Below are 15,718 nucleotides of genomic sequence, written 5' to 3'. Positions count from 1 at the left end.
CGTGTCGGTCGCCGTAGTCACGGATTCCACCGCCCACCTGCCGGAGGGCTTCGCCGAACGGCACGCGGTCCGGGTGGTGCCGCTGCACGTCCTGGTCGACGGCGTGGTGTCCCTCGACGGTGTCGAGACCGGCCCGGCGGCGGTCGCCGAAGCGATGAAGCAGCGCAAGATCGTCACGACGTCGCGGCCGACGCCCACCGAGTTCGTCAAGGAGTACCGGGCCGCCTTCGCCGACGGCGCGGACGCGATCGTGTCGGTCCACCTCTCGCGCGAACTGTCGGGCACGTGGGAAGCGGCAGTGCTCGCGGCGCAGGAAGTGGGACCGGACCGGGTCCGCGTGGTCGACTCGCGGACGACCGCGATGGGCCTCGGGTTCGCCGCCCTGCACGCCGCCGACGCCGCTGCCGCGGGCAAGGACCCCGCCGGGGTCGAAGCCGCCGCGATGGCCGCGGCGAGCTGCTCGTCGACGTTGTTCGTCGTGGAGACCCTGGAGCACCTGCGCCGCGGCGGCCGGATCGGCCCGGCGGCGGCGCTGCTCGGCACGGCGCTGGCCGTGAAACCGGTGCTGCACATGGCCGACGGCCGGATCATCCCGCTGGAGAAGGTCCGCACCATGAACCGGGCGATGGCCCGGCTGGTCGAACTGGCCGCGGAAGCCGCCCAGGACGACGACGTCGAGCTCGCCGTCCACCACCTCGCCTCGCCGGAGCGGGCGGTCGAACTCGCGAACCGGCTCGAAGAAGCCGTGCCGCGCTCGGCCGGCTGCGTGGTCTCCGAGCTGGGGGCGGTGATCGGGGCGCACACCGGTCCCGGGGTGCTCGGCGTGGTCGTCCAGCGCACTGTTCCGTCCCGGAGCTAGCCGGCGCCGGGTGGCGCGCCGAACCCTCCAGCATGCCACCCGGGTACGACGGAAACGGCCGGTCCCGGCCGTCCCGGGCGAATCCGTCCACAACACCCCGGTTGTCCACAGGACGCGGCGGCACCCCTGTCGGACGCCTCCCCGCGGGCCCTAACGTCGATCGTGTGTTCGAGCAGTCCGCCCGTGATCCGGGCTCTTCCGTCAACGACCGGCTCGCCCGGCTGGCCGACCAGCTCTCGCCCGACGCGAGCACGGTCGGGCCCGGCGGCCGGCTGGTCCGGCGCTGGTTGCCGGCCGGACCGTCCGGTGCCGTCCGCCGCCGGTGGGCGTTCGCCGGCGTCCTGGCGGCGGTCGTGGTGATCGTCCTCGGCGCCGTCGCGCTCGCCGGCGGCCGTCCGGCGGCCGAGCCGCCGCCCGCGTTGCCCAGCGCGAAACCGGCGGGGGAGGCGCGGGCGGCGCCTCCGACCGGACTCGTCGTCAGCGTGATCGGCCGCGTCCGGTCCCCGGGCCTGGTCACCGTGTCCCCGGGCACCCGGGTCGCGGACGTGCTGCGCGCGGCGGGCGGCGCCGATCCCGGCGTGGACCTCGGCGCGCTGAACCTCGCCCGCAAGGTGACCGACGGGGAACAGCTCGTGGTCGGGATCCCCGCTCCCGCCGCGGTTTCCGGTGCGCCGGCGGGCGGCAAGGTCGACCTCAACGCGGCGTCCGCGGACCAGCTGGACACGCTGCCCGGCGTCGGCGAGGTGATGGCCAAGCGGATCGTCCAGTGGCGCACCGACCACGGCGGCTTCACGAAGGTCGAGCAGCTGCGCGATGTCGATGGCATCGGCGAAAACAAGTTCGAACGACTGAGAGAGCAGGTGACTGTCGGATGAGCACCCTTCCCACGACCGACACCCGGCAGGACATGCGGCTGGTCCCGGCGGCGCTGGTGTGCTGGCTCGCCGCGCTGGCCGGCCTGCTCTTCGGCTGGTGGACGGCGGTCGCCGCCGGGCTCGCTTCGGCCGTGGTCGCCGGGCTGGTGCTCTGGCGGGCGCGCGGCCGTCCCCGGGTCGTCGGCGCGGCGGCGGCCCTGCTGGTGCTGGGGCTCGTCGCCGCGGGTCCGGTCGCCTGGCAGATCCGTGACGCCCAGCGTGACGAACTGCGCGCCGCCGCGGCTCAAGGGCTCTCCGCGGCGTTGCGCGTGGTCGTCGCCGAACGCCCGAAGCCCGTGCGCAGTGCCGGGTACGCCGACCGGCAGGCCGGTGCGCGGTCGGTGGTGCTGGCGGCCGACGTGCGCACGGCGTCGGTCGACGGCCGGCCCGTCTCGTCGACCGGACGTGTCCTGCTGCTGGCGCCGGTCGCGCAGTGGTCGGCGCTTCTCCCCGGTCAAGAGGTCGGGGTGACCGGCCTGCTGATGTCACCGCGCGGCTCGGACCTGACGGTCGCGGTGCTGTCCGTACGCGGCCCGCCAGGGGAGCCCGGCCCGGCGCCGTGGTGGCAGCGGGCGGCGGCCACGCTGCGCGCCGGTCTCCATGACCTGTGCCGGTCGTCCCTCCCGGAGGAACCGGCGGGCCTGCTGCCGGGACTGGTCCTGGGCGACACGAGCGCGTTGTCCCCGCGTGTCGAAGAGGAGTTCGTCACCGCGGGCCTGGCCCACCTCACCGCGGTCAGCGGCGGCAACCTGGCCGCGGCCTGCGGCGCGGTGCTGCTCCTGTTGCGCCTGCTCCGGCTCGGGCCGCGGCTGTCCGCGGTGGCGGCCGGGGTGTGCCTGGCCGGGTTCCTCGTCCTGGTCGGCCCGGAGCCGAGCGTGCTGCGGGCGGGAGTCATGGCGGCGGTGGCGTTGCTGGCACTGGCACTGGGCCGGCGGGGCTCGGCGCTGCCCGCGCTGGCGTTCGCGGTGGGCGTGCTGGTGGTGGCGGATCCGGCGATGGCCACGGACTTCGGGTTCGCGTTGTCGGTGTTCGCCACCGCCGGGCTGGTCCTGCTCGCGCCCCGCTGGGCCGGGGCGCTCGTCCGCGGCGGTGTCCCGCCGGGGTTCGCGGACGGGCTGGCGATACCGCTGGCGGCCTTCCTGGTGACCGCGCCCGTGCTCGCGGGCATGGCGGGCTCGGTGAGCCTGGTCTCCGTGGTGACCAACGTCCTGGCCGCGCCCGTCGTGGCTCCGGCGACGGTGCTCGGCGTGCTGGCGACGGTCACCGGCCCGTGGTGGCCGGACGCCGGGAAGGTCCTGGTGCACCTGGCCGACCCGGAGGCCCGGTGGCTGATCACGGTGGCCCGGCACGGCGCGCGGGCCCCGGGCGCGGTCGTCGCCTGGCCCGGCGGCTGGGTGGGCGGGCTCCTCGCCGCCGCCGTCGTCGCGGTGTTCGTGCTGGCGGCCCGGTACAGGTGCGCGCGGCTGCTCATGGCGGTCCTGGTCGTCGGCGCGCTGCTGGTGTTCGTGCCGGTCCGGGTGCTGGCGCCGGCGTGGCCGCCGCGGGACTGGGCGATGGTCGAGTGCGACGTCGGCCAGGGTGACGCGGTCGTACTGGCGACCGCCGAGCCGGGACGGGCCGTCGTCGTGGATGCCGGGCCGGAGCCGGGGCCGGTCGACGAGTGCCTGCACCGGCTGGCCGTCGACCGGATCCCGCTGCTGGTGCTGAGCCACCTGCACGCCGACCACATCGGCGGGCTCACGTCGGTCTTCGACGGCCGGGCGGTCGGCGGGATCGCCGTCGGACCGGGACGCGCGCCGGCGTGGGCGTGGCGGCAGGTCGCCGAGGAGGCCGTCCGGCAGGCGGTCCCGCTGGTCGAGCTGAACCCGGGCGAACGGCTGGAGTGGCCGGGACTCGCGCTGGATGTGCTCGGCCCGCGGTACGTGCCGGCTCGCTCGGCCGGGCTGCAGGACGGGACCACGATCAACAACAGCTCGGTGGTGCTGCGTGCGGAAACCCCGGTCGGCCGGGTCCTACTGACCGGCGACGTCGAACTGGCCGCGCAGGCCGACCTGCTGGCCGACATCGGAGATCTGAAGGCGGAGGTGCTGAAGGTCCCTCACCACGGCTCGCGGTACTCGCTGCCTTCGTTCCTCGCGGCGGTGGCGCCGCGGGTGGCGTTGGTCAGCGTGGGCGCGGGAAACACGTACGGGCACCCCAGCAAGTCCACAATGGACACCTTGGCTGCGCTCGGCGCGCGGGTGACTCGGACGGACGTCGACGGAGACACGGCGGTGGTCACCGGAACGGCGATAGTCCGCCGGGGTGAGCCGCGTGGGCCGCCCCGCCGGTGACCAGGAGGCCGTCACTCCACGGGCTTCCGCGGGGTCTCTTGGACCTGGCGGCTGCGTTCGACGCTCATCCGACGTCGAGCCCACTGCTGCCCACCCTCGTCCGACAGGGTCTCGACCCGGGCGACCAGCACTTGGACGGCGTCCGCGCGATCGTAAGGCGGTGACGAATGGAGGAACAATGCGGCTTCACGCTCGATCGCATAGCCGATCTGGCTGTGCTCCACCCAGTTCTCGTGCAGACCGAAGGTGGTCCGGATCCCGGTGGCGATGAGGACGAACGCGCCCAGCGCGGCGATGACGACGGAGTCGAGATGGGCGGCGGCGGCCACCGGGATCGCGGCCGAACCGGCGAGAGCGGCGATTTCGATGACCGCGTATCTCAGCCGGTCTCGCCGGGATCCCGTCTTGTACCACCGCCACTTCGCGACGACCGTCACCGGCAGCTGCCGGCCATCACGCTCGGCGGTGATCATCCAGTGCGTGCCCAGATCGCCGGACGTGTCCGCAGCCCACCGCATACCCCGAACCTCCGCGAACGAGTCGACCCACTGGTGGATGCCGACCTTAGCGGCCCTGAAGTGCGGAAGGGGGAATTGCTGTTCGGGGGCGAGCCGCTTCGCTCGCCCCCGAACAGCGGATGATCAGTAGCCGAGTGCCTTGTTCACGGCCGCGGCCGACGGCGGCAGGACCGCCTTGGGACCCACGTGGCTCTCGATCGCGTCGAGGGTCTTGAGGCCGTCGCCGGTGATGAGCAGCACGGTCTCGGCGTCCGGGTCCAGCTTGCCGGTCTCGACGAGCTTCTTCGCCGTGGCGACGGTGACGCCGCCGGCCGTCTCGGTGAAGATGCCTTCCGTGCGGGCCAGCAGCCGGATCCCTTCGACGACCTCTTCGTCGGTGACGTCCTCGATCGCGCCGCCGGTGCGGTTGACGATGTCGAGGACGTACGGGCCGTCGGCCGGGTTGCCGATCGCCAGCGAGCGGGCGATGGTGTCCGGCTTCACCGGCTGGACCACGTCCTGGCCGGCGCGGAACGCCGCCGACACCGGCGAGCAGCCGGTGGCCTGCGCGCCGAACACCTTGTAGGGGCTGGCGTCCACGAGACCGAGCTGACCCAGCTCGCGGAAACCCTTGTCCACCTTGGTGAGCTGCGAACCGGAGGCGATCGGCACGACGATCTGCGGCGGGATGCGCCAGCCGAGCTGCTCGGCGACCTCGAAGGCCAGCGTCTTCGAGCCTTCCGAGTAGTACGGCCGGACGTTCACGTTGACGAACGCCCACTTCGGGTGCTCGCCGGCGAGTTCGGTGGCCAGGCGGTTGACGTCGTCGTAGTTGCCGTCGATGGCGATGAGGTCGCCGTCGTACACGGCGGTGGTGAGGATCTTGGCGCGCTCGAGGGTCTTCGGGATCAGCACGACCGACCGCCAGCCGGCGCGGGCCGCGGCGGCGGCCGTCGCGTTGGCCAGGTTGCCGGTCGACGGACAGGCGAGCACCTCGAACCCGAACTCGCGGGCGGCGGCGAGCGCGACGGCGACGACGCGGTCCTTGAAGGAGTGCGTCGGGTTGCCGGTGTCGTCCTTGACCCACACGCGCTTGAGGCCGAGCTCCTTGGCGAGGCGGTCGGCGCGGATCAGCCGGGTCGCGCCGGGCTCGGTGTTCGGGATTTCTTCGACGTTGGACGGAACCGGGAGGAGCTTCTTGTAGCGCCAGATGTTCTTGGGGCCGGCCTCGATGTCTTCGCGGCGGACGCGGCCGAAGTCGTAGGCGACCTCGAGCGGCGAGAAGTCTTCGGCGGAGACGAATTCGGGAGCGAGCGGCTGCCGGTGGCCCTCTTCCTTCGACACCAGCTCGACGGCGGGACCCAGATCCGGGGTCTTGGTGGTGGAGGACGTGCCGAGGGTTGCGGTCATCACGAGGTTCCTTCCTCATCTGCCCCGCCGAAGCGGGCCGGAATTGGCACCGTGGTCGTCAGCTATCCCGCGATCGCGGGATGACGGGCTGTACGCCGGTTGCCGGGGCTTCGTCGGGCCGTTCCCTCTGCCCCTCTGGATGAGCGGTATTCGGTTGTCGGCGCAGGCCACCGGAAGTCCGGGGCGGCTGCCTCGGCTACACCGTACGACATGGCGCTTGCGCCGTGCCACGGTGCCCGCTCGACATCACCGGAGCGGGGGCACGACAGCGCAAGTGAGAGGATTCACCGGTGACCGCGCAAGCCACCGCCCCGGCCCCGCTTCACCTGGTGCTGGGTGAGGAAGAACTGCTGATCGAGCGGGCCGTTCGCGAAACGCTCGCCGCCGCCCGCGCGATGGACGCGACGGCCGAGCTGACCCGCGCCCGGGTGTCCGATCTCACAGCCCCCGAGCTGGCCGAACTGGTCAGCCCGTCGCTGTTCAGCGAAGGCCGGGTGATCGTCCTCGAATCGGCGCAGGACATCTCGCAGGAGCTGGCGGACGCCGTCGCGGCCTACCTGAAGGACCCGGCGGACGGGGTCGTGCTCGTCGTCGTGCACACCGGCGGCGGCCGCAGCAAGGCGGGCAAGACGCTCCCGGCGGTGCTGAAGAAGGCCGGCGCCGAGGTCACGGAGTGCCCGAAGCTGACCAAGCCGGCCGAGCGCGAGCAGTTCGTGCGCCACGAGGTGCGTCGGGTGAATGGCAAGATCGACCCGGCCGGGGTGGCCGCGCTGCTCGACGCCGTGGGCTCCGACCTGCGGGAACTGTCCTCGGCGGCGACGCAGCTGGTCGCGGACACCGGCGGGACCGTCGACGCCGAGGCGGTCCGCCGCTACCACCGCGGCCGAGCCGACGTCACCGGCTTCGCGGTCGCGGAGAAGGCGGTGAGCGGTGACCGCGCGGCGGCGCTGGAGTCGCTGCGGTGGGCGATGCAGCTCGGTGTCCCCCACGTCCTGGTCGCCGACGCGCTGGCCGACGCGGTCCGCACCATCGCGCGGGTCTCGGGCGCGGGCCGGGGCAACCCGAACCAGATGGCGGGCGAGCTGGGCATGCCGCCCTGGAAGATCCGCAAGGCGCAGGGGCAGTCCCGCGGCTGGAACCCCGACGGCCTGGCCACGGCGATGCGCGTGGTCGCGCGGCTGAACGCCGAGGTCAAGGGCGTGGCGGCCGACCCGGGCTACGCGCTGGAGCGCGCGGTCCTCGAGGTAGCCGCGGCCAAGGGCGACCGCTGACCGAGGCGGGCAAGCCGGGCTGGCTGATCATCCGCTGGTGGGCTGGCGGCGGTCGCCAGGACCATCGGCTCCGCCGCGACGGCTGACTCGACAACCTGCCGACCTCGCGGTGGCTGCCCAAGCGGCCGGGTCCACGAGGCAACGGCCCTGGCTGCCTCCACGGCGGGCCGAGCGGCCTCCAATCGCCATGCGGAGCCGCTGTCCCCGCCCCAGCGGTCGCGGCCGCCCACCGACCTCCAGATACGAAGAAAGCCCCGGCCGAAGCCGGGGCTTTCCCAGAAATCGTGCGGCTCAGAGCGCGTTGACGCGCTTCGCCAGCGCCGACTTCTTGTTGGCGGCCTGGTTGGCGTGGATGACGCCCTTCGAGACGGCCTTGTCCAGCTTCTGGGCGGCGTCGCGCTGCAGCTCGACGGCCTTGGCCTTGTCGCCGGCCTCGGCGGCTTCGCGGACCTTGCGGATCGCGGTCTTCACCGAGGACCGGATCGCCTGGTTGCGCTGACGCGCCTTCTCGTTCGTCGTGATGCGCTTGATCTGCGACTTGATGTTGGCCATAGGGCAACTCCTGTTTCACTCGGTGAGATCGCCGCCGCGCTGAAGTGGCCCCGGTAAAACCGGGTTTCCTCCATGACGGAATGCCGCACGGGCAGCGAGCGACCACTCTAACAGCCCAGCTCGCGGCGGCTCGCGCCGGGATCCGATCACCAGGAGTACCGTCGGTCACGGTAGTGCCCAGGTTCCGCCGCCGGTCCGACACACCCGAGCACGACACAACCAGGACCGGCGGGCCTGGTCCGAGCGGCACCGTCGGCGGGCCCGGACGGCCGGTCGTTCATCTGACGGGGGGAAAGCCTGGAGGACCGGGTTTCCGTGCGCGCGGAAACTTCTCGTAAGGGGTCCCATGAACGCCACCGCGCTGTCGCTCGTCCTCGTCGCCGCCGTCGTGCACGCGGCGTGGAACCTGGCCGCGAAACGGATCTCCTCCGGGGGCACCCAGTTCGTCTGGCTCTACTACACGGTTTCCGCCGTCGTGCTGCTGCCCGTGACGGTCGTGCTGCTGGCCGTCGAGCCGCAGCGTCCACAGTGGAGCTGGCTGCTCGCCGCCGCCGGCACGTCGGTGCTGCACGTCGCCTACGGCATCGTGCTCCAGCGGGGGTACCGGGTCGGCGATCTCTCGGTCGTCTACCCGGTCGCGCGGGGCACCGGGCCCCTGCTTTCGGTGCTGACCGCCGTCCTCGTGCTCGGCGAGCGGCCGGGGTGGCTGGGCCTGCTCGGCGGGTTCCTCGTGATCACCGGGGTGCTGGTCATCAGCACCGGGCGCAAGGCGGACGACCCCCGGGCGGTGAAAGCCGGGATCTTCTACGGCCTCCTGACCGGGGCCGTCATCGCCGGCTACACGCTCTGGGACGCGCACTCGGTGACCGGCGTCGGCGTGCCGCCGGTCGTCTACTTCGGCCTCGGTTCACTCCTGCAGAGCGTCATGCTCGTGCCCGGTGCGCTGGCCGGCCGCGCCGAGGTGGCCCGGATCTGGCGGGAGCAGCGCCGCGAAGTGCTGCTCGTCGCGCTGTTGTCGCCGCTCGCCTACATCCTCGTGCTGTTCGCCCTCACGATGGCACCGGTCAGCCTGGTCGCTCCCGCGCGGGAGCTGAGCATCGTGCTGGGCGGTCTTGCCGCGTGGCTGGTCCTCGGCGAGCGGGACGCCGTCCGCCGCCTGGCCGGGTCGGCGATCGTGCTGTCCGGGATCGTCGCGATTGCGGCGGCCTGAGCCCGTCCGGTAGGGATGTCGGATGGAGATCCTGAAGAGCCGGTTGCTGATCCGCCCGCGTGACGCCGCGGCGTCCACGGCGTTCTACCGCGAGACCCTCGGCCTGGCCGTGGAGCGGGAGTTCCCCGGCGGCACGGTGTTCTTCCTCGGCCACGGGTCCCTGGAGGTCTCCGGTCAGGGGGAGGCGGGGGCCTCGCCCGACCTGGTGCTCTGGCTGCAGGTCCGCGACCTGGCCGGCACGCTGGCCGGCCTCGAGGCGAAGGGCCTGGAGCCCGTGCGGGACGCCCGGCGGGAGCCCTGGGGCCTCGACGAGGCCTGGATCGCCGATCCGGACGGCACGCGCATCGTGCTGGTCGAGGTACCCGAGGGCCACCCGATCCGCACGGACACCCGCTAGGCCGGTTTGACGGCGCGCAGCTGCGCGGCCAGCGCGGCGAAGCCCGGCGGTTCCCAGGTCCAGGTCTGCAAGTCGGTGAACCCCGCCGAGGCCGCCTCGTCGGCCAGCACGTGCCTGCTCACGGGCAGCCACTTCTCGTGCGCGGACAGCAGCAGCCGCCCGCCGGGGCGCAGCACCCGGAACAGCTCGGCGAAGCCTGCCGCACGGTCGTCCCAGAGCATGACGTTGTTGACGCTCAGGACGACGTCGGCCGACCCGTCCGGCTCGCCCGTGCGGGCGGCCGAGCCCTCGCGCAGCTCGACGCGGTCGCCGCAGCGCTCGTGGCACAGGGCGAGCATCTCGGGGGAGGGGTCGACGCCGACGGTGCGCCCGGCCAGGCGCGCGGCGGCGTCCAGCCCGACGCCGGGGCCGGGCCCGACGACCAGGACGGTCTCGTCCGGCTCGATCTTCGCCAGGTCGACGACGCGGTGTTCGGTGGCGGCGTTGCCGCGGGCCATCAGCCAGCCGCCGAGGCGGCCGAGCGCTCCCGAAGGGTGACCGAAAGCACGGTCGAGGACGCGGGCGAAGCCGCCTGGATCCGGCTGGGGAGGGGGTGCCGGCTGGTGCGAAGTGCTCATACTTCGAGGGCACCACTTCTCGGGAAAGCTCGCATCGGGGATGACCCCCACCCGCACCCGGAGGGCCATGGGACCATAGAGGTGGCCATCCCCGACTTTCCGAGGACTCATTCGAGTGACGACGTTCGCCGACACCACCTTCACGCCTCCGGAGCTCATCCGGAACTTCTGCATCATCGCGCACATCGACCACGGCAAGTCCACCCTGGCCGACCGCATGCTGCAGCTCACCGGCGTCGTGGAAGAGCGGGCCATGCGCGCTCAGTACCTCGACCGGATGGACATCGAACGCGAGCGCGGCATCACGATCAAGGCGCAGAACGTCCGGCTGCCCTGGCAGGTCGACGGGCAGGACCACGTCCTGCACATGATCGACACCCCCGGCCACGTCGACTTCACCTACGAGGTCTCCCGGGCCCTGGAGGCGTGCGAAGGCGCTGTCCTGCTGGTCGACGCCGCGCAGGGGATCGAGGCCCAGACGCTGGCCAACCTCTACCTCGCGCTGGAGAACAACCTCCAGATCATCCCGGTGCTCAACAAGATCGACCTGCCTTCGGCCGACCCCGACAAGTACGCGGGTGAGCTCGCCCACATCATCGGCTGCGAGCCCGAGGAGGTCCTGCGGGTCTCGGCCAAGACCGGCATGGGCGTCGGCGAGCTGCTCGACGCCGTCGTGAAGCAGGTCCCGGCGCCGCAGGGCGACGCCGACGCACCCGCCCGCGCGATGATCTTCGACTCGGTCTACGACACCTACCGCGGCGTCGTCACCTACATCCGGGTGGTCGACGGCAAGATCACCCCGCGCGAGCGCATCAAGATGATGTCCACCGGCGCCACGCACGAGCTGCTGGAGGTCGGGATCATCTCGCCGGAGCCCAAGGCCAGCAAGGGCCTCGGCGTCGGCGAGGTCGGCTACCTGATCACCGGGGTGAAGGACGTCCGGCAGTCCAAGGTCGGGGACACCGTGACGTCGGAGCGCCACGGCGCCAAGGAAGCGCTGGCGGGCTACCGCGAGCCGAAGCCGATGGTCTACTCGGGCCTGTACCCTGTGGACGGTTCGGACTACCCCGAGCTGCGCGAGGCGCTGGACAAGCTCCAGCTGAACGACGCCGCCCTCGACTACGAGCCCGAGACGTCGGTGGCGCTGGGCTTCGGCTTCCGCTGCGGCTTCCTCGGCCTGCTGCACCTGGAGATCACGCGCGACCGGCTCGAGCGCGAATTCGGCCTCGACCTGATCTCGACGGCGCCGAACGTGGTCTACGACGTGGTGCTGGACGACGGCAAGGAAATCCACGTCACCAACCCGTCGGACTGGCCGACCGGGAGCAAGATCGACAAGGTGCTCGAGCCGGTCAGCAAGGTCAGCATCCTGGCGCCGTCCGAATTCATCGGCACGATCATGGAGCTGTGCCAGAACAAGCGCGGTCAGCTGCTCGGCATGGACTACCTGTCCGAGGACCGGGTCGAGCTGCGCTACAACATGCCGCTGGGCGAGATCATCTTCGACTTCTTCGACACGCTGAAGTCGCGTACGCGCGGCTACGCGTCGCTGGACTACGAAGAGGCCGGTACGCAGGCGGCGGATCTGGTCAAGGTGGATATCCTTTTGCAGGGCGAGGGCGTGGACGCGTTCTCCGCGATCGTGCACAAGGACGACGCCTACAACTACGGCAACCGCATGGTGAACCGGCTCCGCGAGCTGATCCCGCGGCAGAACTTCGAGGTGCCCATCCAGGCGGCCATCGGCGCCCGGATCATCGCCCGCGAAACGATCCGCGCGATCCGCAAGGACGTTCTCGCCAAGTGCTACGGCGGTGACATCTCGCGTAAGCGGAAGCTGCTGGAGAAGCAGAAGGAAGGCAAGAAGCGGATGAAGACCGTCGGCCGGGTCGAGGTCCCGCAGGAGGCTTTCGTCGCCGCACTGTCCACTGAGGACTCCGGCAAGAACAAGAAGTAACTGTTTCCTTGGCGTGACTGTTTCATTGATGTGACAGCGGCGCCCATATTCGCTCCTTGGTGTGAATATGGGCGCCGAACCCGTGTTCGATGCGGTTTCTGTCGGTGGTCTCTGGTTTGCTCTGGTGCGAAGAGCAGATAACGGGCGACGAGGTCTTCGAGGCGGAGAGGCCGTTTCCGGTGCGGATCGTCCCGCGGGACCTACTGGGGCGTCTCGGCTGAACCGTGCCACCGGTCGGCACGCCGGACGCGGGGTGTGCCGCGGAGCTGGGCGTGCAGTTGTCGGTGCCGCAGTTCCTTCCTGAGCCGTTCGACCACCGCGTCGAACAGGTTCGGGGCGAGGATCGCGGTCTGCTCGAACTGCCTCCGCTGGGGTGGGGCCGGCTGGAGTTTGCCGCGCGGCGCGTACCGCTGCACCGAACTCTCGACGCCTCCGCCGGTGACCAGGTCGACCCAGAGAGCGTCGCGCAGGTAGCCGTCCCCGAAGCGGGCCGAACGGCGGACGGTGACGTCCGCGATTTCCGGCCACGGGACCAGCCGTGTGCTGAGCGTGCCCGCGGGCAGGCGGATGCCCTCGTCGCCGACGGTGAGATCGCGGAGGCCGTCGAACCCGCGCTTCAGCTCGCGGGCGCGGGACACCCGGAAGGCGATGACCGCGATGAGCACGGTCGCCGCGTAGGCCCCGCCGATCAGCCACGGCGACAGGCCGCGCAGCAGGCCGAGGGCGAGCGCCGCGCCGAAGCCGGCGTCGGCGACGGCGAGCACGCCGATCAGGACCTTGACCGGCGTGGTGACGCGGAGCGGGGACTCGGACAACGGGACGACTCCTGGGGCCGGTCGGGTCAGGGGTTGCCGATTATCCGGTCCGCCCGGATGAACACCGCGACCCGGCGCTCTTCAGCCATCACGCGGTCGTACTCGGCCCAGTCGTCATGGGTCCCGGTGGCGGCGATGAAGACATCGCGCAGCAGCTGCGGCAAGCCGGCGGGGTCGAACGCGGGGTCGGGATCGTCGGGGCCGATGAGGTGCGTGGGCCCGGTGACGGAGAGCCAGTTCCAGCCGCGGCGGAAGGTCACGGTGGCGTGTCCGGTCCGCCGCAGCAGCGCGAGCTTGTGCGCCTTGCCGACAGCCACGTAGGCGACGCCCGGGGCACCGGTCACCGGATCGCCGAAAACGCCGGCGTTGACGACGGAGGCGTGCACGGTGCCGTCCGCGCGCGTCGTGGCGACGGTGGCGAGGCCGTGCTCCTGCAGCGACAGCGTCCGGACCTGCTCGAGATCAGCGCTCATGGCTTCAACCTAACGCGCCGGGCGCGCCGGATGTCCGGATTTCACCGAGCGAAATGCGCTCTTAACGGTCCGCACAGAGCGGTGACCTGGTGGAAATGGGGACGGCGAGCCCGGCGACGGCGGAGTGCACTGCCTCTGGCGCGAGCTCGGCCCGCAGCGCGCGGGCGCCGGTCCAGGCCGCCCGCGCAACGGCCAAAACTTCGGGCTCGGTGAGCCCGTCGAGCACGGCGACATGCCGCCGGGTCTCGAGAGAGGTTGACGATCGTCTGCCGCTGCCCAGGCGCTGCCGTCGCGGCCAGCAGCAGCGCGACGGCTCCGCCCGCGCCGAGCACGACGTTCCCGGTCGCGCGGAAGACGTCCAGCTGCGCCTGGTCCGCCGGCGTGCCGGCTCCGAACAGCGCCAGCGGCAGCCAGAGCGTCCCGGCTGCGACCACCGCGACGATCGGCCCGGCGAGCACGATCGCCCGGGTCGTGAGGACCTTGCCGAGGCGCTCGTCGCGCGGCCTGACCGGCTCGGTCCGCTCCAGGGCGTCGCCGGCCGGTCGTGCGGGCGTTTTGCTCACCCGTCGACTGTGCCACGGGCGACGCCGGGGCCGTCTCCGGGTGGGAAGCGACCCCGGCCGCCGGTCAACAGGCGCCGTTGTCGGTCCAGACTCCCCACTGGCCCGTCGTTCCCGGCTCCTCGCCCTGGGTCCACCACTGCGCCGTCCACTTGTGGCCGTTGTGCGACACCACGTTTCCGCCCGTGTACACCTGCGAAGCGCTCCACTCCGGTGCCGTGCACGTGCCCGGGTTCGTTCCGCCCGTGTCCCACGAAACCTGGGACGAGCGGTAGAAGCCGATGCCCTGCGCCACCCAGCGCGGGGCCTGGGCTCCCAGGCGCGTCCGGAACGTCGTCCAGTCGTGGGTCGACCACGGTGACCAGCCCAGTTCCGCGTGCGCCGCCAACCTGGGGAACGCCAGGTAGTCGATGTCGGACGGCGTCACGACCGTTTCCGTCCACAGCGGTGATTCCACCCCGCGGACCGCGGCCTCGCCCACCCCGGACAGATACGACCCCGGGTTCCAGCCGTACGCGTCCTGGACCTCGATGTAGCCCGCCCATGACAAGCCGATGGGCGTCGAGCTGTTGTACTTCATGTCCAGGTACGCCTTGTTCGCCGGGGACAGGATCACCTTGCTGCCGCGGGAAACCGCCGTCGAAACGCCCGCGTCGGACGTCGTCGTGCCCCAGAACTGCGGGGTGGCCGATGCGGGCAGCGTCGCCTTCGCGATGTCGTGCCAGCCCACCACCGACTTCCCCGTGGCCGCGACCAGGGGCAGCACCTTGTTCATGAACTTCAGGTAGTCCGCCTGGGAAGTCGCCGAGGCTTCGTCGCCGCCGATGTGCAGGTACGGGCCCGGTGTGAGCGCCGCCAGCTCACGCAGGACGTCCGCGACGAACGTGTACGTGACGTCCTTCGAGATGCACAGCGAGCTGTAGCCCACCGCCGTGTCCGTCCGCAGTGCGGGCGCCACGCCGTTGCAGTTCAGCTCCGCGTACGACGCCAGCGCCGCGTTCACGTGCCCCGGCATGTCGATCTCCGGGATGATCGTGATGTGCCGGGAAAGCGCGTAGTTCACGATGTCCGTGTACTGCGCCTTCGTGTAGTAGCCGCCCGCGCCGCCGCCGACCTGGGTGCTGCCGCCGTACGTCGCCAGGCGGGGCCAGCTGTCGATCTGGATGCGCCAGCCCTGGTCGTCCGCCAGGTGCAGGTGAAGGTTGTTGATCTTGTACTGGGCGAGCTGGTCGAGGTACCGCTTGACCGTCGACACGGGGTGGAAATGCCGCGCGACGTCGAGCATCGCGCCGCGGTAGGCGAACCTCGGGTAGTCCACGATCGTCGCGCCGGGGATGGTCCACGGCCCGGCCTGCGCCGACGCGCTTTCGACCCGGCCCGGCAGCAGCTGCCGCAGGGTCTGGACGCCCGCGAACAGCCCGTCGGCGGTCGTGGCGCGCACCGTGACCGACGACGCCGTCGACACGAGCTGGTAGCCCTGCGCGCCGACGGAGGCCGGCGCGCCGCTCAGCAGCAGCGCGATGCTGTCGGACGGCACGGACGCCGGGGCGTCGGACACCGGCAGCGCGTAGTCGGTCGACGGGCGCAGCACCCCCGCGAGGAAGTCGCCGACCTGCCTGGCCGGCGCCGAGCCCGCTTCGGTGACGATCTTCGTCGTCGAGACCAGCGGGAAGGCGACTCCCGCCGACGGCGTAACCGAGACCGGCACGGGGACGATCGACTGCAGCGCGGGCGTGGCCGCGGCGGCCTGGGCGGTGGTGGTGCCGGCGCCGATCAGGGCCAGCACGGCGAGCGCGCGGCCGAACCGCCGCGCGAGGGGAGACTTCACCGGGACCTCCTGGCGGGAAGGGCGC

The 15,718-nt window shown here is 71.9% G+C and carries 15 protein-coding genes and 1 riboswitch; of the genes, 7 read left to right on the top strand and 8 right to left on the bottom strand.

Annotated features, from left to right (window positions below):
- Window position 1: 1 nt before the first annotated feature.
- The 3 genes from CF165_RS31985 to CF165_RS31975 all read left to right on the top strand — a co-directional run bounded on the left by CF165_RS31985 (window position 2) and on the right by CF165_RS31975 (window position 4,106).
- Window positions 2–859 (top strand): DegV family protein, encoded by an 858-nt coding sequence (locus CF165_RS31985; protein ID WP_093951306.1) that lies wholly within the window; start codon window positions 2–4, stop codon window positions 857–859.
- Window positions 860–1,023: 164 nt separating this feature from the next.
- Complete coding sequence (locus CF165_RS31980; RefSeq protein ID WP_093951305.1) at window positions 1,024–1,734, top strand: ComEA family DNA-binding protein; 711 nt, start codon at window positions 1,024–1,026, stop codon at window positions 1,732–1,734.
- Window positions 1,731–4,106 (top strand): ComEC/Rec2 family competence protein, encoded by a 2,376-nt coding sequence (locus CF165_RS31975; protein ID WP_093951304.1) that lies wholly within the window; start codon window positions 1,731–1,733, stop codon window positions 4,104–4,106. Before CF165_RS31980 ends, CF165_RS31975 begins: the two co-directional genes overlap by 4 nt.
- An 11-nt stretch (window positions 4,107–4,117) precedes the next feature.
- On the opposite strand, the gene CF165_RS31970 is transcribed toward CF165_RS31975, so the two are convergent.
- Both CF165_RS31970 and thrC read right to left on the bottom strand, forming a co-directional pair.
- Entirely contained in the window at window positions 4,118–4,624 is a 507-nt protein-coding gene (locus CF165_RS31970) for a DUF4231 domain-containing protein (RefSeq protein WP_093951303.1), read from the bottom strand.
- A 123-nt stretch (window positions 4,625–4,747) separates the two neighbouring features.
- Window positions 4,748–6,013 (bottom strand): threonine synthase, encoded by a 1,266-nt coding sequence (gene thrC, locus CF165_RS31965; protein ID WP_093951302.1) that lies wholly within the window; start codon window positions 6,011–6,013, stop codon window positions 4,748–4,750.
- Between the two features lie 12 nt (window positions 6,014–6,025).
- Window positions 6,026–6,159: riboswitch (SAM riboswitch) on the bottom strand.
- A 144-nt stretch (window positions 6,160–6,303) separates the two neighbouring features.
- On the opposite strand from thrC, the gene holA reads away from it, so the two are divergent.
- A complete protein-coding gene (gene holA, locus CF165_RS31960; protein WP_093951301.1) occupies window positions 6,304–7,284 on the top strand; it encodes a DNA polymerase III subunit delta in 981 nt (326 codons plus the stop codon).
- 291 nt (window positions 7,285–7,575) lie between these two features.
- On the opposite strand, the gene rpsT is transcribed toward holA, so the two are convergent.
- A complete protein-coding gene (gene rpsT, locus CF165_RS31955; protein WP_013228460.1) occupies window positions 7,576–7,836 on the bottom strand; it encodes a 30S ribosomal protein S20 in 261 nt (86 codons plus the stop codon).
- A gap of 346 nt (window positions 7,837–8,182) precedes the next feature.
- On the opposite strand from rpsT, the gene CF165_RS31950 reads away from it, so the two are divergent.
- Together CF165_RS31950 and CF165_RS31945 are read left to right on the top strand one after the other, a co-directional pair.
- Complete coding sequence (locus CF165_RS31950) at window positions 8,183–9,046, top strand: EamA family transporter (RefSeq protein ID WP_093951300.1); 864 nt, start codon at window positions 8,183–8,185, stop codon at window positions 9,044–9,046.
- A 22-nt stretch (window positions 9,047–9,068) separates the two neighbouring features.
- Window positions 9,069–9,443, top strand: a complete 375-nt coding sequence (locus CF165_RS31945; RefSeq protein WP_093951299.1) for a VOC family protein — start codon at window positions 9,069–9,071, stop codon at window positions 9,441–9,443.
- Here CF165_RS31945 and CF165_RS31940 read toward each other — a convergent pair.
- Window positions 9,440–10,060, bottom strand: coding sequence for a class I SAM-dependent methyltransferase (locus CF165_RS31940; RefSeq protein WP_093951298.1), 621 nt, complete (start codon window positions 10,058–10,060; stop codon window positions 9,440–9,442). The two genes, CF165_RS31945 and CF165_RS31940, sit on opposite strands and share 4 nt — an antisense overlap.
- Window positions 10,061–10,175: 115 nt before the next feature.
- Here CF165_RS31940 and lepA point away from each other — a divergent pair, with 115 nt between their 5' ends.
- Window positions 10,176–12,017 (top strand): translation elongation factor 4, encoded by a 1,842-nt coding sequence (gene lepA, locus CF165_RS31935; RefSeq protein WP_093951297.1) that lies wholly within the window; start codon window positions 10,176–10,178, stop codon window positions 12,015–12,017.
- Between the two features lie 200 nt (window positions 12,018–12,217).
- Here the strand turns inward: lepA and CF165_RS31930 are convergent, their stop codons facing one another.
- The 4 genes from CF165_RS31930 to CF165_RS31910 form a co-directional block, all read right to left on the bottom strand.
- Window positions 12,218–12,832 (bottom strand): PH domain-containing protein, encoded by a 615-nt coding sequence (locus CF165_RS31930; protein ID WP_093951296.1) that lies wholly within the window; start codon window positions 12,830–12,832, stop codon window positions 12,218–12,220.
- 26 nt (window positions 12,833–12,858) lie between these two features.
- Entirely contained in the window at window positions 12,859–13,305 is a 447-nt protein-coding gene (locus CF165_RS31925) for a pyridoxamine 5'-phosphate oxidase family protein (protein WP_093951295.1), read from the bottom strand.
- A gap of 41 nt (window positions 13,306–13,346) precedes the next feature.
- Entirely contained in the window at window positions 13,347–13,868 is a 522-nt protein-coding gene (locus CF165_RS52860; RefSeq protein ID WP_240521891.1) for a hypothetical protein, read from the bottom strand.
- Between the two features lie 64 nt (window positions 13,869–13,932).
- Window positions 13,933–15,693, bottom strand: coding sequence for a beta-N-acetylhexosaminidase (locus CF165_RS31910; protein WP_093951294.1), 1,761 nt, complete (start codon window positions 15,691–15,693; stop codon window positions 13,933–13,935).
- Window positions 15,694–15,718 lie beyond the last annotated feature (25 nt).

The organism is Amycolatopsis vastitatis (assembly GCF_002234595.1).
Lineage (GTDB): Bacteria > Actinomycetota > Actinomycetes > Mycobacteriales > Pseudonocardiaceae > Amycolatopsis > Amycolatopsis vastitatis.
The sequence above is the reverse complement of the archived record's forward strand: the minus strand, read 5'-3'. Positions and strand labels throughout refer to the sequence as shown.

Excerpts from the sequence above, each read along its gene's own strand:
- CF165_RS31975 (WP_093951304.1), top strand. The coding sequence starts at position 1,731 with ATGAGCACCCTTCCCACGACCGACACCCGGCAGGACATGCGGCTGGTC.
- CF165_RS31925 (WP_093951295.1), bottom strand. The coding sequence starts at position 13,305 with ATGAGCGCTGATCTCGAGCAGGTCCGGACGCTGTCGCTGCAGGAGCAC.
- CF165_RS31970 (WP_093951303.1), bottom strand. The coding sequence starts at position 4,624 with ATGCGGTGGGCTGCGGACACGTCCGGCGATCTGGGCACGCACTGGATG.
- rpsT (WP_013228460.1), bottom strand. The coding sequence starts at position 7,836 with ATGGCCAACATCAAGTCGCAGATCAAGCGCATCACGACGAACGAGAAG.
- CF165_RS31950 (WP_093951300.1), top strand. The coding sequence starts at position 8,183 with ATGAACGCCACCGCGCTGTCGCTCGTCCTCGTCGCCGCCGTCGTGCAC.
- CF165_RS31940 (WP_093951298.1), bottom strand. The coding sequence starts at position 10,060 with ATGAGCACTTCGCACCAGCCGGCACCCCCTCCCCAGCCGGATCCAGGC.
- CF165_RS31945 (WP_093951299.1), top strand. The coding sequence starts at position 9,069 with ATGGAGATCCTGAAGAGCCGGTTGCTGATCCGCCCGCGTGACGCCGCG.
- thrC (WP_093951302.1), bottom strand. The coding sequence starts at position 6,013 with ATGACCGCAACCCTCGGCACGTCCTCCACCACCAAGACCCCGGATCTG.